This is a genomic window from Brenneria corticis (genome assembly GCF_003115855.1).
GTDB classification, from domain to species: Bacteria; Pseudomonadota; Gammaproteobacteria; order Enterobacterales; family Enterobacteriaceae; genus Brenneria; species Brenneria corticis.
Map to the genome: position 1 here is coordinate 1 of NZ_KZ819074.1, position 17,202 is coordinate 17,202.

The window sequence follows — 17,202 nt, forward strand, 5'->3', positions numbered from 1 at the left end:
GTGGCGACCAATTAAAATGCTTGACTGGCAACACGGTTACTCAGTCGCCACCGCCCCATGACCCCGGGCTTTTCGCGAAATCGCGTCGCTACGCGATGCCTTCGGCGTTCGTGACCGCTGGTCGGGCCGCCATTGACGCGCTCCCAGCGCGGCACTGGCTTTCGCGGCGTCCGTGCCGCTCACCCGGCGGTCACGCCCACCTCAGCGCGATTTTTTACGCGAAGGAAAACCTTAAAAAAACAAATCGCCTCCGGGAGCGACTGGGCCGGGATTACAGCGCCAGCAGGCGCTCCAGCGACGGGGCGAAGAAGTAGCTGCCGCTCACCGCGCGGGTGAAACGCAGCATATCGTCGCGCTTGCCGTCCCGTTCGCCAAACATGCTCAGCAGCTGCTGCTCGATATTGTGCAGGTTGGCGCAGTAGGCGATGAAATAAAGCCCGTGCTTGCCGCTGGCCGTGCCGTAGGGCAGGCTTTGACGCAGAATCTTCAACCCCTTGCCGTCTTCTTTTAAATCGACGCGGCTGACGTGCGAGGTAACCGGACGCTGTTCGGAAGAAAGCTCTTCGTTATCCTGCTTGGTGCGGCCGATAATCTGCTCTTGCTGTTCAACGCTAAAGCGCTGCCACTGCTTGAGATTGTGCTCCCAGCGCTGGGTAAAGACATAGCTGCCCCCGGCATCCTGCTGGTCGTCGGGAATGATCGCCACGCCGCGGCGATCGTCGCCCTGCGGGTTTTCCGTCCCGTCGACAAAACCGCTCAGATCGCGGTCCTCAACCCCGCGGAAGCCGTGAATTTCCTCTTCCACATGGATGGCGCCGCCAAAGGCTGCCAGCGCCGCCTGCGCCAGGCTGAAATTCACGTCGTGGCGCAATGACTGGACATGAATCAGCAGGTCGCGCTGGGTGGCGGGCGCCAGCCCTTTGCCCAACGGCGTAAAAGACTTGAGCTGCAGGGCGGAATTCTGGCAATCCAGATCGCGCCACACGTCGCAGCCAAACGCCAGCACCGCGCCCAGACCGGCATCGGGAAACTGCTGTTGCAGTTCGGTCAATGCCTGACAAAACTTTTTGCATCCCTGCCGAATGGCATCAAATTCCCCCTGGACCATGGCTTCCATAAAGATGGCAAAACGGCGATGCTCCGGCAAAATACCGCTCTGAATTGGTGTCATCTGTGCTTCCTCAATCTAAGCATGCTTCTTTGTTGTTATTTATGATGGAATTAGCTGCGATTCCGTCTGCGCAGCACCGCTATCATACCGGAAGAAATGAGGTTTTTACTTTGCTTAAACGCAAAATCGTCACAGACGCCACATTCGCGCCTTATGGAGATCGTTTTTTGGCCGGGAAGCCCTTACCGCCGCTGATGCGACACCCGCCAGGCGATCAATCGCGAGCCTGCGCATGCCAGACGATCTTGCTCACCCGCCATGTTTTGAGAATGTCGTCAGGGGGCATCAACCCTTCCGGCCCGCTCCAGTCGCCGGAAAACAGGTAGCTGACGTGTTTGCTCTGCGGCGCCGCACACTCGACGCTTTGCGAGTCGTCGCCCTGCCCCGGCTGACATGCGCCGAACGCCTTGCTGTAAGAGTCGCTGAAGGCATCGCCGATCTTCACGCCCCACGCGCTGTCGATGGCCGCATCCGTGACTTCCACTTTCCGGACGCTGCTCTTCGGCTGACCGCTGATCGTCAGCTTCACCTCATCGCCGTCCAGCGCCTGATAAAACGCCACCAGTTGACCGTTTGCCGTGCCCATTCCGCTGCGCAGGCGGTAATTGCCGTTCAGCGCCTTATGCAACACCGGTTCGGACAATGGCGTTCCGGCATTGATATCGCCGACGCCGGCGTCCGACACCTGAAGCGAAGAGCCGAACCAGTTAAACGGCGACAGGCTGGACCAGGAAAAACCAGACGTGGCGGCGCATCCGGTCAGTATCAGCGGTAATCCCAGCAACAGTGGGCGAAATCTCATGACATTTATTCCTCATATTGGTCGGCCTTGCTTTCCAGCCGTTATAATCCGATGTGAATTGGAGTACAAGAGCGCCGGAAAGTGCCGTGCAACGGCGGATAATCGGGCTTAATAATGCGGGAAGGCCCAGCCGTCCTGAGCCATTGATAAGAAGATGCGGATCGGGCGGCGGATCAGTACTCCTGATCCTCGATCAGCCGTTTTCCCAGCGTGACGATGTCGGCGATTTCGTAATCCAGCTTTTCATACATGCCGATCACCGCGTCGTTATCTTCACGCACCATCAGGTTGATTTTGGGGCAGCCGCGGGCGATGAGTTTCTTCTCCAGGCGGCTGATCAGCGCATTGGCGATGCCCCGGCCGCGGAAATCCGGATGCACGCCGAGATAATAGGCCGAGCCGCGATGGCCGTCATAGCCGCCCATAACGGAGCCCACCACTTCGCCGCCGACTTCCGCCACCAGAAACAGATCGGCGCCGTGGTTCAGCTTGCGTTCAATATCCATTTCGGGATCGTTCCACGGGCGCAGCAAATCGCAGCGTTCCCAAAGGGTGATCACTTCTTCAAAGTCATCTTGCCGGAATATGCGGATTTCCATCACGTTTACCACTGTGCAATTAGGTAAGGTCTGATTATCGCGTGATTTTTGTCAGACGCAATATCAAATTGCGCATGGGCCATGGAAATTCCCCGGCAAGTTCAGCGACGGGGATATTATTTATTACACGGCAATAATCGTTATACTGAGCGCCTTTAGCGACCCAGGACACGAGAGCGTTAGCCTATGCCGAACATTCAGGCGGTAATATCCTTTCTGCGCACGTTGCAGGACGATCTCTGCCGGCAGCTCGCCGCCGCGGATGGCGCCGCGAACTTTGATGAAGACCGCTGGCAGCGCGCGGAAGGCGGCGGCGGACGCAGCCGGGTATTATCCGGCGGCAAGGTATTCGAACGCGCCGGCGTCAACTTTTCCCACGTCGCCGGCGGCGCATTGCCGCCGTCCGCCAGCGCGCACCGCCCCGAACTGGCGGGCCGCAGCTATCAGGCGATGGGCGTCTCGCTGGTTATTCATCCGCAAAATCCCTACGTGCCCACCGCTCACGCCAACGTCCGCTTTTTCATTGCCGAAAAGCCGGGGAAAGAAGCGGTATGGTGGTTCGGCGGCGGCTTCGATCTGACGCCGTTTTATGGCTTCAGGGAAGACGCGGTGCACTGGCACCAGACCGCGCGCGATCTGTGCCGGCCTTTCGGCGCGGACGTTTATCCGCGCTATAAGAAATGGTGCGACGACTATTTTTATCTCAGGCACCGTAACGAAGCCCGGGGCATCGGCGGCTTGTTTTTCGACGATCTGAATACGCCCGATTTCGCGACCTGCTTCGCCTTTATCCGCGCCGTCGGCAACGGATTCGCGCCTGCCTATCTGCCGATTGTCGAACGGCGCAAAAACCTGCCGTGGGGCGAGCGCGAGCGCGAATTTCAGCTTTATCGCCGCGGACGCTATGTGGAGTTCAATCTGGTATGGGATCGCGGTACGCTGTTCGGGCTGCAAAGCGGCGGGCGCGCCGAGTCGATTTTAATGTCCATGCCGCCGCTGGCGCGCTGGGAATATCAGTATCAACCACAACCCGACAGCCCCGAAGCCGCGCTGTACCGGGACTTTTTACCCGTCAGGGATTGGCTTGATGACAACAACAGCGGAGTAACCGAGTAATGCAGATTTGGGTCGATGCCGACGCCTGCCCCAACGTCATCAAAGAGGTGCTGTTTCGCGCCGCGGAAAGAACGGCGACGCAAACCACGCTGGTGGCCAATCAGGCATTAAAAGTACCGCCGTCGCGCTTTATCCGCACGCTGCGGGTGGCCGCCGGTTTTGACGTCGCGGATAACGAAATCGTGCGCCGGGTTGAAGCGGGCGACCTGGTGGTCACCAGCGATATCCCGCTGGCGGCGGAAGTGATCGAAAAAGGCGGCGTGGCGCTGAATCCGCGCGGCGAGCGATATACCCCGGACACCATCCGCGAACGGCTGAACATGCGTGATTTTATGGATACCATGCGCGCCAGCGGCATACAAACCGGCGGACCGGCGACCCTCAATCAGCGCGACCGCCAGCAGTTCGCCAACGAACTGGATAAATGGCTGCGGCAAGCCACCTAAGGCAAGATTAAAAGGCAAGATAAAAAAAGCCCGCCGGAGCGCATACTCCCGCGGGCTTTTTTAGCTCAGGCAGATTACAGCGGCTGGGTTTGCGCCTCAACCACCGCCAGCGCCACCATGTTGACGATACGGCGCACCGAGGCGATGGGCGTCAGGATATGCACCGGTTTGGACACGCCCATCAGCACCGGACCGACCGTCACGCCTTCCGAGGACGACACGCGCAGCAGGTTATAGCTGATACGCGCCGCTTCCATATTCGGCATAATCAGGATATTGGCCGACCCTTTCAGCGGGCTGTCCGGCATCTGCTCGCGGCGGATCGCTTCCACCAGCGCGGCGTCGCCGTGCATCTCGCCGTCGATTTCCAGCTCCGGCGCCAGTTTGTTCACCAGCGCCAGCGTTGCGCGCATCTTCTGTGCGGTGGGCGAATCAGAAGTGCCGAAGCTCGAATGCGACAGCAGGGCGACCTTCGGCTCAATGCCGAAACGACGCACGGTGTCCGCCGCCATCAGGGTAATTTCGGCCAGTTGCTCCGGCGTAGGATCGGAGTTGACGTAGGTATCGGCGATAAACGTATTCCCGCTCGGCAGCATCAGCGCGTTCATCGCGCCGGCCACGTGCACGCCGTCGCGGTAGCCGAACACTTTCTCCACCACGTCGAAATGCTCTTCGTAGGTGCCGATGGTGCCGCAGATCAGCGCGTCCGCCTCGCCGCGCAGCACCATAATGGAACCGATCAGGGTCGGATTGCCGATAACCTCGCGCTGCGCCTTTTCCTGCGATATGCCGCGGCGCTTCATGATCTCGAAATATTCGCTCCAGTACTCTTTGAAGCGCGGATCGGATTCGTTATTGACCACCTCAAAGTCTTTGCCGATGGTCAGCTGCAGGCCCAGCTTCTGCAAACGCATTTCGATAACGTTCGGACGGCCGATCAATATCGGGAACGCCAGCCCCAGGGTCACCAGTTCCTGCGTCGCATGCAGTACGCGCGGATCTTCCCCTTCGGCCAGCACCACGCGGCGCGGCTGCTGACGCGCCTGGGAGAAAATCGGCTTCATAAACAGGTTGGTTTTATAGACGAACTGGGTGAGTTTCTCGATATAGACGTCGAAATCCTCGATCGGCCGCGTCGCCACGCCGGACTCCATCGCCGCTTTCGCCACCGCCGGCGCGATTTTGATAATCAGACGCGGATCGAACGGTTTCGGAATCAGATACTCCGGTCCGAACGACAGGTCCTGATCGCCATAGGCGGAAGCCACCACTTCGCTCTGTTCCGCCAGCGCCAGATTGGCGATGGCATGCACACACGCCAGCTTCATCTCTTCATTGATGGTGGTGGCGCCCACATCCAGCGCGCCGCGGAAGATGAACGGGAAACACAGCACGTTGTTCACCTGGTTCGGATAGTCCGAACGGCCGGTGCAGATAATGGCGTCCGGGCGCACTGCTTTCGCCAGCGGCGGCAGAATTTCCGGCTCCGGGTTGGCCAGCGCCAGGATCAGCGGGCGCGGCGCCATGGTTTTCACCATATCCGGCGTCAATACCCCCGGACCGGAACAGCCGAGGAAAATATCGGCGTCGGGGATCACGTCCGCCAGCTTGCGCGTGCCGTTATCCTCAACGGCGTAGGCCGCTTTGGTTTCCTCCATATTTTCATCACGGCCTTGGTAAATCACCCCGCGCGAATCACAGACGACAATGTTGTGCTTCTGAAGGCCCAGCGCCACCAGCAGATTCAGACAGGCGATGGACGCCGCGCCGGCGCCGGAAACCACCAGACGCACATCGGAAATGTTTTTCTCCACCACGCGCAGGCCGTTCAGCACCGCGGCGGTACAGATAATGGCGGTGCCGTGCTGGTCGTCGTGGAACACCGGAATTTTCATGCGCTCGCGCAGTTTTTTCTCGATATAGAAGCATTCCGGCGCCTTGATATCTTCCAGATTGATGCCGCCGAACGTCGGCTCCAGCGCGGCGACAACGTCGATCAGTTTATCTGGATCCAATTCGTCTACTTCAATATCGAATACATCGATGCCGGAGAACTTCTTAAACAGAACGCCCTTACCCTCCATCACCGGCTTGCCGGCCAGCGCCCCGATATTACCGAGGCCGAGCACGGCGGTGCCGTTGGAGATCACCGCCACCAGATTGCCGCGCGCGGTATATTTATAGGCTGCCAGCGGATCCTCGGCAATTTCAAGACAAGGGGCCGCAACGCCGGGAGAATAGGCCAGCGCCAGATCGCGCTGGGTAGCCAACGGTTTCGTCGGCGAGACTTGAATTTTCCCTGGAACCGGAAACTGATGAAAATCCAATGCGCTCTGTTTCAATTGATCGTCCATTGTTACACCCTTTACCTATTTTCGTTATGGAGAATTAATGAGGCTACAAGGGGCCAGTATAATGTGTGTAGTTTGTTAAACTTTGAAGGGCGGCAAAAAGCGGGATTTAAATTCGCTTAATATAGTTAATATAATTAATTTACAACTCGCTTTTGCCGCCGGCGCGGGCTCCCGGCGGCAAAAGCGTATCGGGCGGAGGAAATCACCGGCGCCTGTACCCATCGACCAGACGCATCCCGCCGTTCAGCCGATGTGCGTTACGGCAGAAAAATAAAAGAGTTAATCGAATTCGGCGCCAGATCAAAGTGCAGCGTTTGACCTTGCCAGGCGATATTCAGCTCCCGCGGCGACGTAAACGCATTGTTGATATTCACCACGATACTGTTGTCCGGATTTTCAAACGCCACCGCATTGCCGCTCATGCTGCCGGTTAACGTGCGGCGACGCGCTCCCCGGCGCACCAGTGCGGAAAAATGGCGCATCACATAATATTCCGGGTTATAGGTGACGCTCTTTTGCTGTTTATCAATGGAAATCATGCTGTTCTGTTTCCAGCCCCAGGAACTTTCACCGCCGTTTTCCAGCACCATATTCCAGTAGAAGTAGCCGTTGGCGCCGTTCACCAGATAGTGGCGGAACAGCCCGAATACGTAGTGCGCGTAAGACCACTGGTTTTTTCCGTCACCGCACTCATTTTCCGTCTGGTAATAGCGCAACTCGGGGTAGCTTTCCACCGTTCTCTGGATCGCATTTTTCCCGGCCCATTGATAGCCCACGCCGGAAAGATGGGAATACGCGGTTTTATCGCTCAGAACATAGTTGGCGTAATCATCGTAATCTTCCCCCACCTCTTGCATAAATGCCGGCGCATTGATGGTTCCCAACCAGATTTCGGTATCAGGCAGATGTTTCGCCAGTCGGGGGCCGAGATAATCGGCGATAAAACGACGCAGTTGCTCACCGCTCCAGACACAGGACGGAAATTTCTGATCCGCCGCCACCTCATTCTGAATATGAACCTGAGCGACCCGGATCCCTTCTTGTCGATAGTGCTCGATGAATTTCTGAAAATAGAGGGCATAGGCGCGCAGCGTCGCGTCGTCCATGCGCAGGCGGCCATAGTTATATACCGGATGCGTTTTCATCCAGGTGGGCGGACTCCAGGGCGAGCCAAACAGAATCATTTCCGGCTGGCGTTGCAGTGCGGCGCGAATATAAGGGATCAAATAGGTCTTATCCCGCGCGATGGAAAAATGCCGCATGGCGTAATCGTCCGGCGTTTCGTTGAGGCTATACCACGACTGTGCATAATCGCTGGCGCCGATGGGAATTCTCCCCATATTTAACCGGCACTCGCCGTCGGGGGAAAAGAGATCGTCAAAGATGGCTTCCCGTTGTGAATCATCCAACGCCGCAAGCGCGGCCATACCCAATTCATTAAAGCAGCCGCCGAATCCTTCGATTTCCCTTTCGTCCGCCGCACCCACAACCAAATTGACGGGGTGCGCGCCGGTGGCAACGGCGGTATTGACCTGCCACTGCCGGGCGTCGTCACTGCTAATCCAGCTAATTGATGCCATCTTTTCCTCTCCTACTCCGACTTGGTTATGCGGTTTTGTGTGATTACAGCGAGCTTGCGATCTTTCTGTCTTTTATTGCTTTTATCTTTTCATCATTGAGTGAATAGCGTTTCATAATCAGCAGCAGCGAAAATACCAGCAGCGCGGGCAACAAGGTAAAAAGCAGCTTTATGGTAAGAACCGACTGCGCGTTTTGCTCACCGCCGCCGCCAACGTATCCTCCCCATGCCAGCAGCCAGCCAATTAACGCGCCGCCGATAGCAATACCCAATTTAATGGCGAATAAATTCGTCGAAAACACCATTCCGCTTAAACGGCGTCCGCTGACGCTTTCCTCCAGATCAACAACGTCGCTGACCATGCTCCACTGTAACGGGGTCGCCGCCGACTGAATAAAATTGATGACAATGACCAATCCGAATATAATAAATAGGCTTTGCGGACTGGCAAAAAACAGAATAATCAACAATACGCCCTCAATGCCCATGGAATAATTAAAGCCTTTTACCTTATCGATATTTTTAAAAATAGCCGCGGAGAAAAGAGCGCCTAAAATGCCGGACAAAAATATCAATGATAATAAAGGCGTAGCCAGGTCAGGGCGTTTCATTACGCTATTTACATAATACATCGCCACCCCGCCTTTAAAAATTACCGCAATCAGGTTCACCACATTCAAGGTAAACATAATGCGCCAGTCTTTATTGGCATATAAACACGTCAGGTCTTTCCAGATACCCGCCGGCTCAGGATCCAGAGCAGCGATATGGCGTTCACGGGTATTTTTAAAACAGGTAAATAATAAAATAACGCTCAGCACCCCCATGATAAGCATCGTCATAAAATAGCCTTGCTGCTTATCTTCCTGCCCCAAATATGCCACCAGCGGCAAGGCCGACATCGAAACAAACAGTCCGCCCAGCCCGCTGAACGCAAACCGGTACGATTGCAATGACACCCGCTCGCGTGAATCATCCGACAGGTTATTCACCATCGCGCAATAGGGAACATTCACCGCAGTATAAACCAGCGAAAGCAGGATATACGACGTATAAGCGTAAACCAGTTTGCCGGCGTAGCCGAAATCCGGCGTATAAAACGTTAATGCGCACAGCACGCCGAAAGGAATGGCGAACCACAGTAAATAAGGTCTGAATTGGCCGAAACGGCTACGAGTTCGGTCTGCCACCGCTCCCATTAAAACATCGGCGACCGCATCGATGACCCTTACCGCAAGAAACATGGTGCCCATATGCGCGGGCGACAGCCCGTAAATATCCGTATAAAAATAGGCCATAAATAACATGACCGTTTGCCAGACTAAATTACAACCGGCATCCCCCAGCCCGTAACTTATTTTTTCTTTTATCGATAATTTTATTGAAGACGTAGGCGTTACAGAAGACATGATTATCCCCTCAGAAAAAATATTATTGTTCTGATACTTCCATTACGTTCAATTATTGTATATTTATAACCTCACCACATTTTTAACGAATAATTTATTCCATAATTTGTGGCGTATATAGAAATAAACCGGGGCAATTACATAAGGAATCTGAACCTGATGAGTGAGCCATATCCCATTTTTGAAAATATTCCCGTCACCTTAGGTGAACGTTTCACATTACGTCGATATAACATCCCCTCGTTTGCCGGGTGCTACGCCGTAACGCATTTTCATGTAATGAGTGAGATTATGTGGTTCAGACGCGCCAGCGGCACCTTTGTTATCCAGGACCGGGCATACCCGATAAAAAATAATACCCTGGTTTACGTACCCACGCTTTTTATGCATGAAATGATACTGACGTCTTACGCCAAACATTTACGCTACTTACTGCAATATGAGGAAAGCTGGCTGGAAGAAATGCACTTGCCGGTTAAACCGATCCAACGTATCCAGCCGATGGTGATGTATCTGGATGAGAATGAAGCGTCACGCCTGGAGACGCTCTTCTGCTGGGCGAGCGAAAAATCGGCGTCGGCCACAACCCTACAGTCGAGTTTGCTGCACTCCATCGTGATTTTCGTCACCTCAAAATTGACGATGGATTTAACGCCAAACCCGGCGTTATTCCGCCACCCGGCAATAACCAGGCTGATCGGCCTGGTGCAACAGATCGATGAACAAAAAAACTATGCCATCAGCGTCGCTCAGGCCGCTCTCCGGTGCGGCTGGTCCGACTCCTACTTTTCCCGCACCTTCAAACAGGCATTCGGGCAAACGTTCAAGGAGTTTATGCTGAAAAGAAAAATCTCCCTCGCCATCGATTTACTTATCAATTCCGATCTCAACGTTTCCGACATTGCCTACCAGGCCAGCTTCACCGACTGCGCTTATTTCTGCGCTCGTTTTAAACATATCGTCGGCATGTCGCCGAAAAAATTCAAAGAGAATATCTATACCCAATAGATTTCAGGATACAGGCAAGCGGCGCTTTGACAGGAATTACTGCGTCATGTTTAAAATCGTGCGGATATTCCCGGCGCTGGTGGCGATAATATCGATCGCCCCGGTGCGCAACGCGCCAAGGATCGCCATCGCTTTGGTATTTTCGGAGGCAATGGCGATAACGCAGGGAATCTGATGCAATTCCTCGATGCTGACGCCAATCACCCGATCGTTCATCACCGTATCGACATGCTGCCCCTGCGCATTAAAGAAATCATACCCGGCGATATCGCCAATAACGCCCTGATTGAGGCTCGCATCGATAATCTCATGCGGCGTAAACCAACCCAGCTTCACCATATAGCTGTTTTCGTTCATATCGCCAATTCCCACCAGCGCAATATCCGCTTTGCGCGCCCGATCCAGCGTTTCCTTAATGGTGCCGTTTTGCATAAACGCGTCTTTCAGCGCCCGATTCTCGACATAGGCCGGGGAATAAAGCGTTTCGCTGCTGCCGCCGAATTTCTTCGCCAGACGCCGACTAATGTGGTCGGCGTTGATGGCATCGCCGGGGCGATGCGTCCCCCCGATACCGCAGATAAAGCGACAGTTACGCTCAACCACATTACTGACGTGATCGGCCACGGCCGCGACATTGCGCCCCTGCCCGACGGCCACTACCGTGCCATCCTTTAGGGTCAGCGCCAGATGGTTGGAAACCAGCGCAGCGACCTGACGCCGCTGTTCTTCTTCATCCTGGTAATCCAACGCAATCAAAGCCCGTTTTATGGGAAAACGCTCCAGCATTTGCTGTTCAAGGCGGGTACTGAATACCGGATGATAGCGTACGGTAATTTCAACAATCCCCTCCTCCTTTGCCCGTTTGAGCAAACGACCAACCTTGATGCGTGAAATGCCGAACTTCTTCGCGATCTCTTCCTGAGTAATTTCGTCCTGATAATAGGCTACGGCAATTTCAGTCAGCAGTTCGTTATCCTGAGATCCTGGTTGCTTTTCCATCCGGTAAAAATGCCCTCCTGTAATATCCTGCTCGGAATCAATGCCAAACCATCTTAGCGCAAAAGCACTGTTTGCCGATGACCTCTTGTCACTGTTTTGACCTGATAGACACAGCAACGTAAAGACAACAGCAATGGCTGCTGACCAAAAGTTGATGGATAAACAAGCCACGCCAATGAGGCGGCACAGTTGACATATATAACAGTCACTGAACATTTGTCACAAGGTTTATTGGCTATATTTTGTACCCACGCTCGCTAAAGTGTGAATCACTCGTGAAAAATAACCTCATCATTAGTTCAGAATTAAAACAAATGCACAACCATCTGATCATGGAGTAAAGCCTGATGAACCCGATATTGATTGGCACGAGTTGGAAGATGAACAAAACACTCGCACAAGCCCTGTCATTTAGTGAAACCCTGTGTCAGCAAATGAGTGGGATCACCTCGAAAATTCAACCATTTATCATTCCACCGTTTACCTGTGTTCGAGACGTCACCACATATCTGAACCGAAATCATATTCACTGTCTGACGGGCGTGCAAAATATGCATTTTGCCGATAGCGGCGCGTATACCGGAGAGATCTCTCCGTTAATGGTAAAGGATTGCGGTGCAATAATGGTCGAATTAGGTCATTCGGAACGGCGGGAATACTTTGGTGAAACCGATGCATGTATCGCCCTGAAAGTACAGGCAGCATTACGACATCAACTCAGACCGCTGATCTGCATCGGCGACAGTCAGCAGGAAAAGCAGTGGGGATGTTCAAAAGAAGTCGTTATTCGCCAGTTAAAAGCGGCGCTAAGTTTAGCGCCTGCCGAACAGGCAAAAAATATCATTATCGCTTACGAGCCTATTTGGGCTATCGGAGAAAATGGTACGCCCGCCACGCCACAACAGGCGCAGGAAGTGCACTACGCCTTACGCCAGACGTTGAATACTTTATTCGGAAACACCGTCAGCCAATCAATCCCATTGCTTTATGGCGGTAGCGTTAACCCTGAAAACTGCCTCTCGTTATTGTCAGAAATCAACATAGACGGACTCTTCATTGGCCGATCGGCCTGGCATGCCGATGGATTCTGCCATATTTTACGCCTTATCAATGACTCGCTTACCGTTTCCCCAACCTGAATATCATCAATGCATTCGTATCGAATTGACGATGCGAATGCGGGCTCCTCATTCATGCCAGCCATCATTTGACCAAATAAATATCATTTGAACAAAAAAACTAGCAACATGTGCTTTTGTTCACATCCCCAACCTGGCACACACCTTTTATAAAAAATACCGATATTTCGTAATATTAAGTACGGAAATGCGATCTTCATCAATTTAAACGGTGAACTTTTAAGCGATAAAAACACCGAACAAAAGTTATTAAAGTGATCTTTTGAACAACCTCTCCCTACGATAAAAATGAGGTATTTGACATGTCCAACATGACAACCACCAAACCAATAGCTGGCCCCCGTAGCCGCTATCGCTGGGTTGTGATGACGATAATTTTTTTCGTCTGCGCCGTTAATCTGGCCGATCGAACCAATATAGGCGTGGCACTACCGTTCATCAGCAAAGAGTTTGGTTTAAGCAATTTTGAAGCCGGAACACTAGCGGGAACGTTTTTCCTGGGATATGCCATTTCACAGATTCCAGCCGGTTTTTGGTGCGGCAAATACGGCACCCGAGGTCTGGTATCTCTGGCGATTCTGGGTTTTTCGCTGTTTACATGGCTTATCGGTACCGCCTCTTCGGCACTAGGGATAAAAATTTTCCGCTTTGGTCTAGGTATTACCGAAGGCCCCATTCCGGTTGGACTAACCTCCACGGTGAATAACTGGTTTCCACCTCGGGAAAAGGCCACCGCGACAGGAATTTATATTGCCGCAACCATGTTCGCTCCGATTATTGTCCCGCCTTTATGCGTATGGATCGCCGTGGAGTATGGGTGGCGATGGATTTTCTTCTCCTTCGCAATTCCAGGTATTTTGATGGCGCTGATATGGCATAAATACGTGCGTAGCAAACCCGAAGACAGCAAATATATATCAGCAACCGAGTTGGCTTATATTCGAGGAGAAGATCAGACAACACAGGCTAAGGCACACAAACCAGCCCCGCTGTCCCGCTGGTTCAAAATGAAAGTGATCGATCCGATCAGCACCAACCGGCAGGTGTTCTGTTCATGGAATATCTGGGGCAACTGTCTGGCCTACTTTATGATGGTCAGCGTGCTGTATGGCCTTTTAACCTGGATCCCTTCTTATCTGGTGAATGAAAAAGGCTTCTCTTTTATAAAGATGGGGCTGATCGCTTCCTCACCGTGGATTGGCGGATTAGTCGGATGCGTTTTTGGTGGCTGGCTATCGGACAGAATCCGTCAGCGTAAGCCCATGATGCTGCTTACCGCATTATCCACTGCGATAATGATGGTGGTGCTGATCTCTATCCCAAACAATATTCCGGCTGTCGCCTCCAGCCTATTCCTGGTCGGTTTTCTCATCAATGTCGGTTGGCCTTCATTCACCGCGTATCCCATGGGACTCACCACAAACACCACTTACCCGGTCGCCATTTCTCTGATTAACAGTTGCGGGAATCTGGGCGGCTTTTTTGCCCCGATAATCGCAGGATTGCTACTGGATAAATTCGTAACCTATAACTCGGTGTTTATCTATTTCGGCAGTGCCGCCCTGCTCGGTTTCCTCATCATCCTCACCTTGGATGAACCGATAGCCTGATGGAGGTAGCCACTATGATAGACGTCGGTATCGTTGCGGATGACCTGACAGGCGCCAATACCAATTGCTCTCTGTTCGCGCCTTTACCTGGCGTGTCGGCCATCAGCATATTTGGTTCGGGGATAATGGATGAAAACATTATTCATCAACATAACGTGGTGGCAATCAGCACCAATAGCCGTGCACTTTCCAGTCCGCAGGCCGAAAATATCGTCTTCCGCGCCTGTCAGGCGTTGGCCGGGAAACGGTTGCTCAGCAAACGTGTAGACAGCACCCTACGAGGCAATATTGGCTGTGAAATCGCCGCGGTACTGAAAGCGCGTACACAGGCCATTGCTGTCGTCGTCGCGGCTTTTCCGGTTTCAGGCCGCATCACTCGGCAAGGAACGCTGTACGTCAATAACGTTCCGGTGGCGGAAACGGCTGCCGGGCAGGACATCAAAATGCCGGTCACGGATTCTCGTGTCGCCACAATTATCCGACAACAGTTTGACGTACCTATTCTGTCGGTTGATATTCAGGTGACGGAACAAGGTAGCCACGCCATCCATCTCTGGCTTTCCCGCTATTATCACAACGAAAAAGTGGTGGTATTTGATGCAGCAACGGACGAACAAATTACGGCGATCGCGCAGGCGACTTACCGCTTTTTCGGCAATAATATCATCCCCGTAGACCCCGGACCCTATACCTATGCGTTGGCTCAAATCATCAGCCACGATATACAGCAGAAAATTGCCCAAAAACATTGCCTGGTAGCCATCGGCAGCGTATCCAATAATACGCTGAAACAAATAGCCAGTCTGAAAGCGTCGCACCGATGCTTCCTTGCAAAAATCAACTGTCGCAATCTGATGGCGTCTTTAGCCGCACGTAAAGCAGAGGAACAGCGGGTCATTACGGAGATCGAGACACATCTGGACAACGAAGTGATCGGCCTGGTCAGCGCCGAAGAATTGCAGGATATCATCCCGCTCAACGAAATCGCCCGAAATCACTACTGTAGCGTTGACGATGTCTCAGACATCATCAACCGTTCCATCGCGACGATCATCTGCACGCTACTCGGCCGCTATAAAGATCGTTTATACGGACTATATACTTCCGGCGGCGACATTTCCGAAGCCATTTGCCAGCAGGCGAACATCAATGCGCTGCAAGTTATTGGGGCAGTGATGCCGCAAGTATTGAACAGCCGCATCATCGGCGGCCCCTATCATGGCGTACACATGATTTCCAAAGGCGGACTCATTGGCGCTAGCGACATCATTCCCCATTGCCTTACTTATCTGAAACGCATAAACGAGGAGTTATCATGAGCTTACCTATTGTCGCCATTCCAATGGGCGATCCGGCCAGCATCGCCCCAGAGTTGGTAGTGAAAACATTGCTCAGCCCGGAAGCCCAAGGTTACGCCCGTATGGTCGTCGTCGGTAATTGTCCGTTGCTGGCAAGCACGGCGGAAAGCCTGAAACTTAACGCGAATTTTATTATGTTGCAGCCAGACCAGATTCGTCAGGCCGATTTCAGTGCGGGCAATATCAATGTGATCAATCTGGATAATATCGATCCTGCCACTCTGATCGTAGGGCGCCCACAAGCCGCCGCAGGGAAAGCCAGTTTTGAATATATTGAAGCCGCAACCGAGTTTGCGCTGAAAAAACAGTGCGATGCGGTGACAACCCCGCCTATCAACAAAGAAGCCCTGAAAATGGCGGGAGTGCCCTACATTGGCCATACCGAAATTTTTGGCGGACTGTTGGGTATTGATGATCCGCTGACAATGTTTCACATCCAGAATCTGCGCATTTTCTTTTTATCGCGTCATGTTTCGGTTAAAGACGCCTGTGATCTAGTGACAAAGCACCGCGTACTGGATTACGTGGTGCGAGCCGATCTCTGTCTGCATCAAATCGGCATGCACAAACCGCACATTGCCGTCGCAGGATTAAATCCCCATAACGGCGACAACGGCATGTTTGGCGATCAGGAAATCAAAGAGATTGCGCCAGCGGTAGCAGCGGCCCGGGAACAAGGAGTCAATGCCGACGGTCCGATTCCGGGTGACTCGGTATTCTGGCTGGCCCGTCAGGGTCGTTGGGATGCGGTACTGTCGCTGTACCACGATCAAGGGCATATCGCCGCAAAAACACTTGATTTCGAAAGGGCCGTCACCATCACGCTGGGAATGCCGATACTCCGAACCTCCGTTGACCACGGTACCGCCTATGACATCGTTGGTACCGGTAAAGCCAATGAAGTCAGCCTTATTGAAGCCGTCCGGGTCGCTTCCATTTATGCACCATCATTTATTCCGATGAAACCCTAATTTTGTCGCCTGAGCGTCGCATTTACGATGTTTAGGCGCATTAAGGAAAAGACCATGCTACCTATCGCAATTGGCTGCGACGATGCAGCGCTGGAATTGAAAAATCAGATTGTTGGTTTCTTGCATCAAAAAGGGATTGAAATCGTAGATTATAGTTACGATCAACACCGTGAAAATAGTATCTATCCTGATGTCGCCGTAGAGGTGGCCAGGGAGATCCGTAACGGCGCACATCAACGCGGTATTCTGATCTGCGGTACAGGGATCGGCATGAGCATCGCCGCCAACAAAGTTATCGGTATTCGGGCCGCCCAATGTCACGATACCTATTCCGCTCAACGCGCCAGAAAAAGCAACGATGCGCAGATCATCACACTGGGCGCTCGCGTGATCGGACCTGAGTTGGCCAAAGAGATTGTCTCCATTTGGCTGGAATCGGAGTTTGAAGGTGGCGGTTCTGCCTCGAAAGTAGAAAAAATTATTTATTATGAGCATCAAGAAAACAATCAGTAAATCCGTACGTAACGGACAACTCTTATTCAACGCCACCACCTGGTTTCCCTTGCTTTTTTCTTCACCAAGACGAAATAAGCACAGACTATTGTACGGTTGATAACACGGTGTGTGGCGCCGCGTTACGG

15 protein-coding genes are annotated in these 17,202 nt (G+C 53.0%); 8 read left to right on the top strand and 7 right to left on the bottom strand.

Features of this window, described 5'->3' with window-relative positions:
- Window positions 1–271: 271 nt before the first annotated feature.
- The 3 genes from DDT56_RS05100 to DDT56_RS05110 form a co-directional block, all read right to left on the bottom strand.
- Window positions 272–1,171, bottom strand: a complete 900-nt coding sequence (locus tag DDT56_RS05100) for a Dyp-type peroxidase (RefSeq protein WP_136165421.1) — start codon at window positions 1,169–1,171, stop codon at window positions 272–274.
- Window positions 1,172–1,385: 214 nt separating this feature from the next.
- Window positions 1,386–1,973, bottom strand: a complete 588-nt coding sequence (locus tag DDT56_RS05105; RefSeq protein ID WP_136165422.1) for an RpoE-regulated lipoprotein — start codon at window positions 1,971–1,973, stop codon at window positions 1,386–1,388.
- Window positions 1,974–2,146: 173 nt separating this feature from the next.
- A complete protein-coding gene (locus DDT56_RS05110; RefSeq protein ID WP_009114324.1) occupies window positions 2,147–2,572 on the bottom strand; it encodes a GNAT family acetyltransferase in 426 nt (141 codons plus the stop codon).
- 186 nt (window positions 2,573–2,758) lie between these two features.
- Here DDT56_RS05110 and hemF point away from each other — a divergent pair, with 186 nt between their 5' ends.
- Both hemF and DDT56_RS05120 read left to right on the top strand, forming a co-directional pair.
- Window positions 2,759–3,688 carry an oxygen-dependent coproporphyrinogen oxidase gene (hemF, locus tag DDT56_RS05115; RefSeq protein ID WP_136165423.1) on the top strand — a complete coding sequence of 310 codons (930 nt, stop codon included), beginning with the start codon at window positions 2,759–2,761 and terminating at the stop codon, window positions 3,686–3,688.
- Window positions 3,688–4,134, top strand: coding sequence for a YaiI/YqxD family protein (locus tag DDT56_RS05120; protein ID WP_009114326.1), 447 nt, complete (start codon window positions 3,688–3,690; stop codon window positions 4,132–4,134). The genes hemF and DDT56_RS05120 overlap by 1 nt, the downstream gene beginning before the upstream one ends.
- 74 nt (window positions 4,135–4,208) lie before the next feature.
- Here the strand turns inward: DDT56_RS05120 and maeB are convergent, their stop codons facing one another.
- From maeB to DDT56_RS05135, 3 genes are all read right to left on the bottom strand, one after another.
- Window positions 4,209–6,488 (bottom strand): NADP-dependent oxaloacetate-decarboxylating malate dehydrogenase, encoded by a 2,280-nt coding sequence (gene maeB / locus DDT56_RS05125; RefSeq protein ID WP_136165424.1) that lies wholly within the window; start codon window positions 6,486–6,488, stop codon window positions 4,209–4,211.
- Between the two features lie 257 nt (window positions 6,489–6,745).
- The gene (locus tag DDT56_RS05130) at window positions 6,746–8,068 is read right to left on the bottom strand and encodes a glycoside hydrolase family 30 protein (RefSeq protein WP_136165425.1); all 1,323 of its coding nucleotides are present in this window, start codon (window positions 8,066–8,068) and stop codon (window positions 6,746–6,748) included.
- Window positions 8,069–8,111: 43 nt separating this feature from the next.
- Complete coding sequence (locus tag DDT56_RS05135; protein ID WP_136165426.1) at window positions 8,112–9,476, bottom strand: glycoside-pentoside-hexuronide (GPH):cation symporter; 1,365 nt, start codon at window positions 9,474–9,476, stop codon at window positions 8,112–8,114.
- Between the two features lie 291 nt (window positions 9,477–9,767).
- Between DDT56_RS05135 and DDT56_RS05140 the strand changes: the two genes are divergently transcribed.
- On the top strand, window positions 9,768–10,484 hold the full coding sequence (locus DDT56_RS05140) for a helix-turn-helix transcriptional regulator (RefSeq protein WP_168197576.1): 717 nt from the start codon (window positions 9,768–9,770) through the stop codon (window positions 10,482–10,484).
- A 36-nt stretch (window positions 10,485–10,520) separates the two neighbouring features.
- On the opposite strand, the gene DDT56_RS05145 is transcribed toward DDT56_RS05140, so the two are convergent.
- Entirely contained in the window at window positions 10,521–11,483 is a 963-nt protein-coding gene (locus DDT56_RS05145) for a sugar-binding transcriptional regulator (protein ID WP_136165428.1), read from the bottom strand.
- 347 nt (window positions 11,484–11,830) lie between these two features.
- Between DDT56_RS05145 and DDT56_RS05150 the strand changes: the two genes are divergently transcribed.
- The 5 genes from DDT56_RS05150 to rpiB all read left to right on the top strand — a co-directional run bounded on the left by DDT56_RS05150 (window position 11,831) and on the right by rpiB (window position 17,074).
- Window positions 11,831–12,622, top strand: a complete 792-nt coding sequence (locus DDT56_RS05150; RefSeq protein ID WP_136165429.1) for a triose-phosphate isomerase — start codon at window positions 11,831–11,833, stop codon at window positions 12,620–12,622.
- A gap of 302 nt (window positions 12,623–12,924) precedes the next feature.
- Window positions 12,925–14,232, top strand: a complete 1,308-nt coding sequence (locus tag DDT56_RS05155) for an MFS transporter (protein WP_136165430.1) — start codon at window positions 12,925–12,927, stop codon at window positions 14,230–14,232.
- Between the two features lie 14 nt (window positions 14,233–14,246).
- Complete coding sequence (locus DDT56_RS05160) at window positions 14,247–15,551, top strand: four-carbon acid sugar kinase family protein (protein WP_168197577.1); 1,305 nt, start codon at window positions 14,247–14,249, stop codon at window positions 15,549–15,551.
- Entirely contained in the window at window positions 15,548–16,561 is a 1,014-nt protein-coding gene (gene pdxA, locus DDT56_RS05165; RefSeq protein WP_136165432.1) for a 4-hydroxythreonine-4-phosphate dehydrogenase PdxA, read from the top strand. Before DDT56_RS05160 ends, pdxA begins: the two co-directional genes overlap by 4 nt.
- A 54-nt stretch (window positions 16,562–16,615) precedes the next feature.
- Window positions 16,616–17,074: a ribose 5-phosphate isomerase B gene (gene rpiB / locus DDT56_RS05170; RefSeq protein ID WP_136165433.1), complete on the top strand. Its 459-nt coding sequence runs from the start codon at window positions 16,616–16,618 to the stop codon at window positions 17,072–17,074.
- Window positions 17,075–17,202 lie beyond the last annotated feature (128 nt).

What these genes read in the sequence shown, in the direction of transcription:
- DDT56_RS05160 (WP_168197577.1), top strand. Translation starts at nt 14,247, where the DNA reads ATGATAGACGTCGGTATCGTTGCGGATGACCTGACAGGCGCCAATACC.
- DDT56_RS05145 (WP_136165428.1), bottom strand. Translation starts at nt 11,483, where the DNA reads ATGGAAAAGCAACCAGGATCTCAGGATAACGAACTGCTGACTGAAATT.
- maeB (WP_136165424.1), bottom strand. Translation starts at nt 6,488, where the DNA reads ATGGACGATCAATTGAAACAGAGCGCATTGGATTTTCATCAGTTTCCG.
- hemF (WP_136165423.1), top strand. Translation starts at nt 2,759, where the DNA reads ATGCCGAACATTCAGGCGGTAATATCCTTTCTGCGCACGTTGCAGGAC.
- DDT56_RS05135 (WP_136165426.1), bottom strand. Translation starts at nt 9,476, where the DNA reads ATGTCTTCTGTAACGCCTACGTCTTCAATAAAATTATCGATAAAAGAA.
- DDT56_RS05100 (WP_136165421.1), bottom strand. Translation starts at nt 1,171, where the DNA reads ATGACACCAATTCAGAGCGGTATTTTGCCGGAGCATCGCCGTTTTGCC.
- DDT56_RS05150 (WP_136165429.1), top strand. Translation starts at nt 11,831, where the DNA reads ATGAACCCGATATTGATTGGCACGAGTTGGAAGATGAACAAAACACTC.
- DDT56_RS05130 (WP_136165425.1), bottom strand. Translation starts at nt 8,068, where the DNA reads ATGGCATCAATTAGCTGGATTAGCAGTGACGACGCCCGGCAGTGGCAG.
- DDT56_RS05105 (WP_136165422.1), bottom strand. Translation starts at nt 1,973, where the DNA reads ATGAGATTTCGCCCACTGTTGCTGGGATTACCGCTGATACTGACCGGA.
- DDT56_RS05120 (WP_009114326.1), top strand. Translation starts at nt 3,688, where the DNA reads ATGCAGATTTGGGTCGATGCCGACGCCTGCCCCAACGTCATCAAAGAG.
- rpiB (WP_136165433.1), top strand. Translation starts at nt 16,616, where the DNA reads ATGCTACCTATCGCAATTGGCTGCGACGATGCAGCGCTGGAATTGAAA.
- DDT56_RS05140 (WP_168197576.1), top strand. Translation starts at nt 9,768, where the DNA reads ATGTGGTTCAGACGCGCCAGCGGCACCTTTGTTATCCAGGACCGGGCA.
- DDT56_RS05110 (WP_009114324.1), bottom strand. Translation starts at nt 2,572, where the DNA reads ATGGAAATCCGCATATTCCGGCAAGATGACTTTGAAGAAGTGATCACC.
- DDT56_RS05155 (WP_136165430.1), top strand. Translation starts at nt 12,925, where the DNA reads ATGTCCAACATGACAACCACCAAACCAATAGCTGGCCCCCGTAGCCGC.
- pdxA (WP_136165432.1), top strand. Translation starts at nt 15,548, where the DNA reads ATGAGCTTACCTATTGTCGCCATTCCAATGGGCGATCCGGCCAGCATC.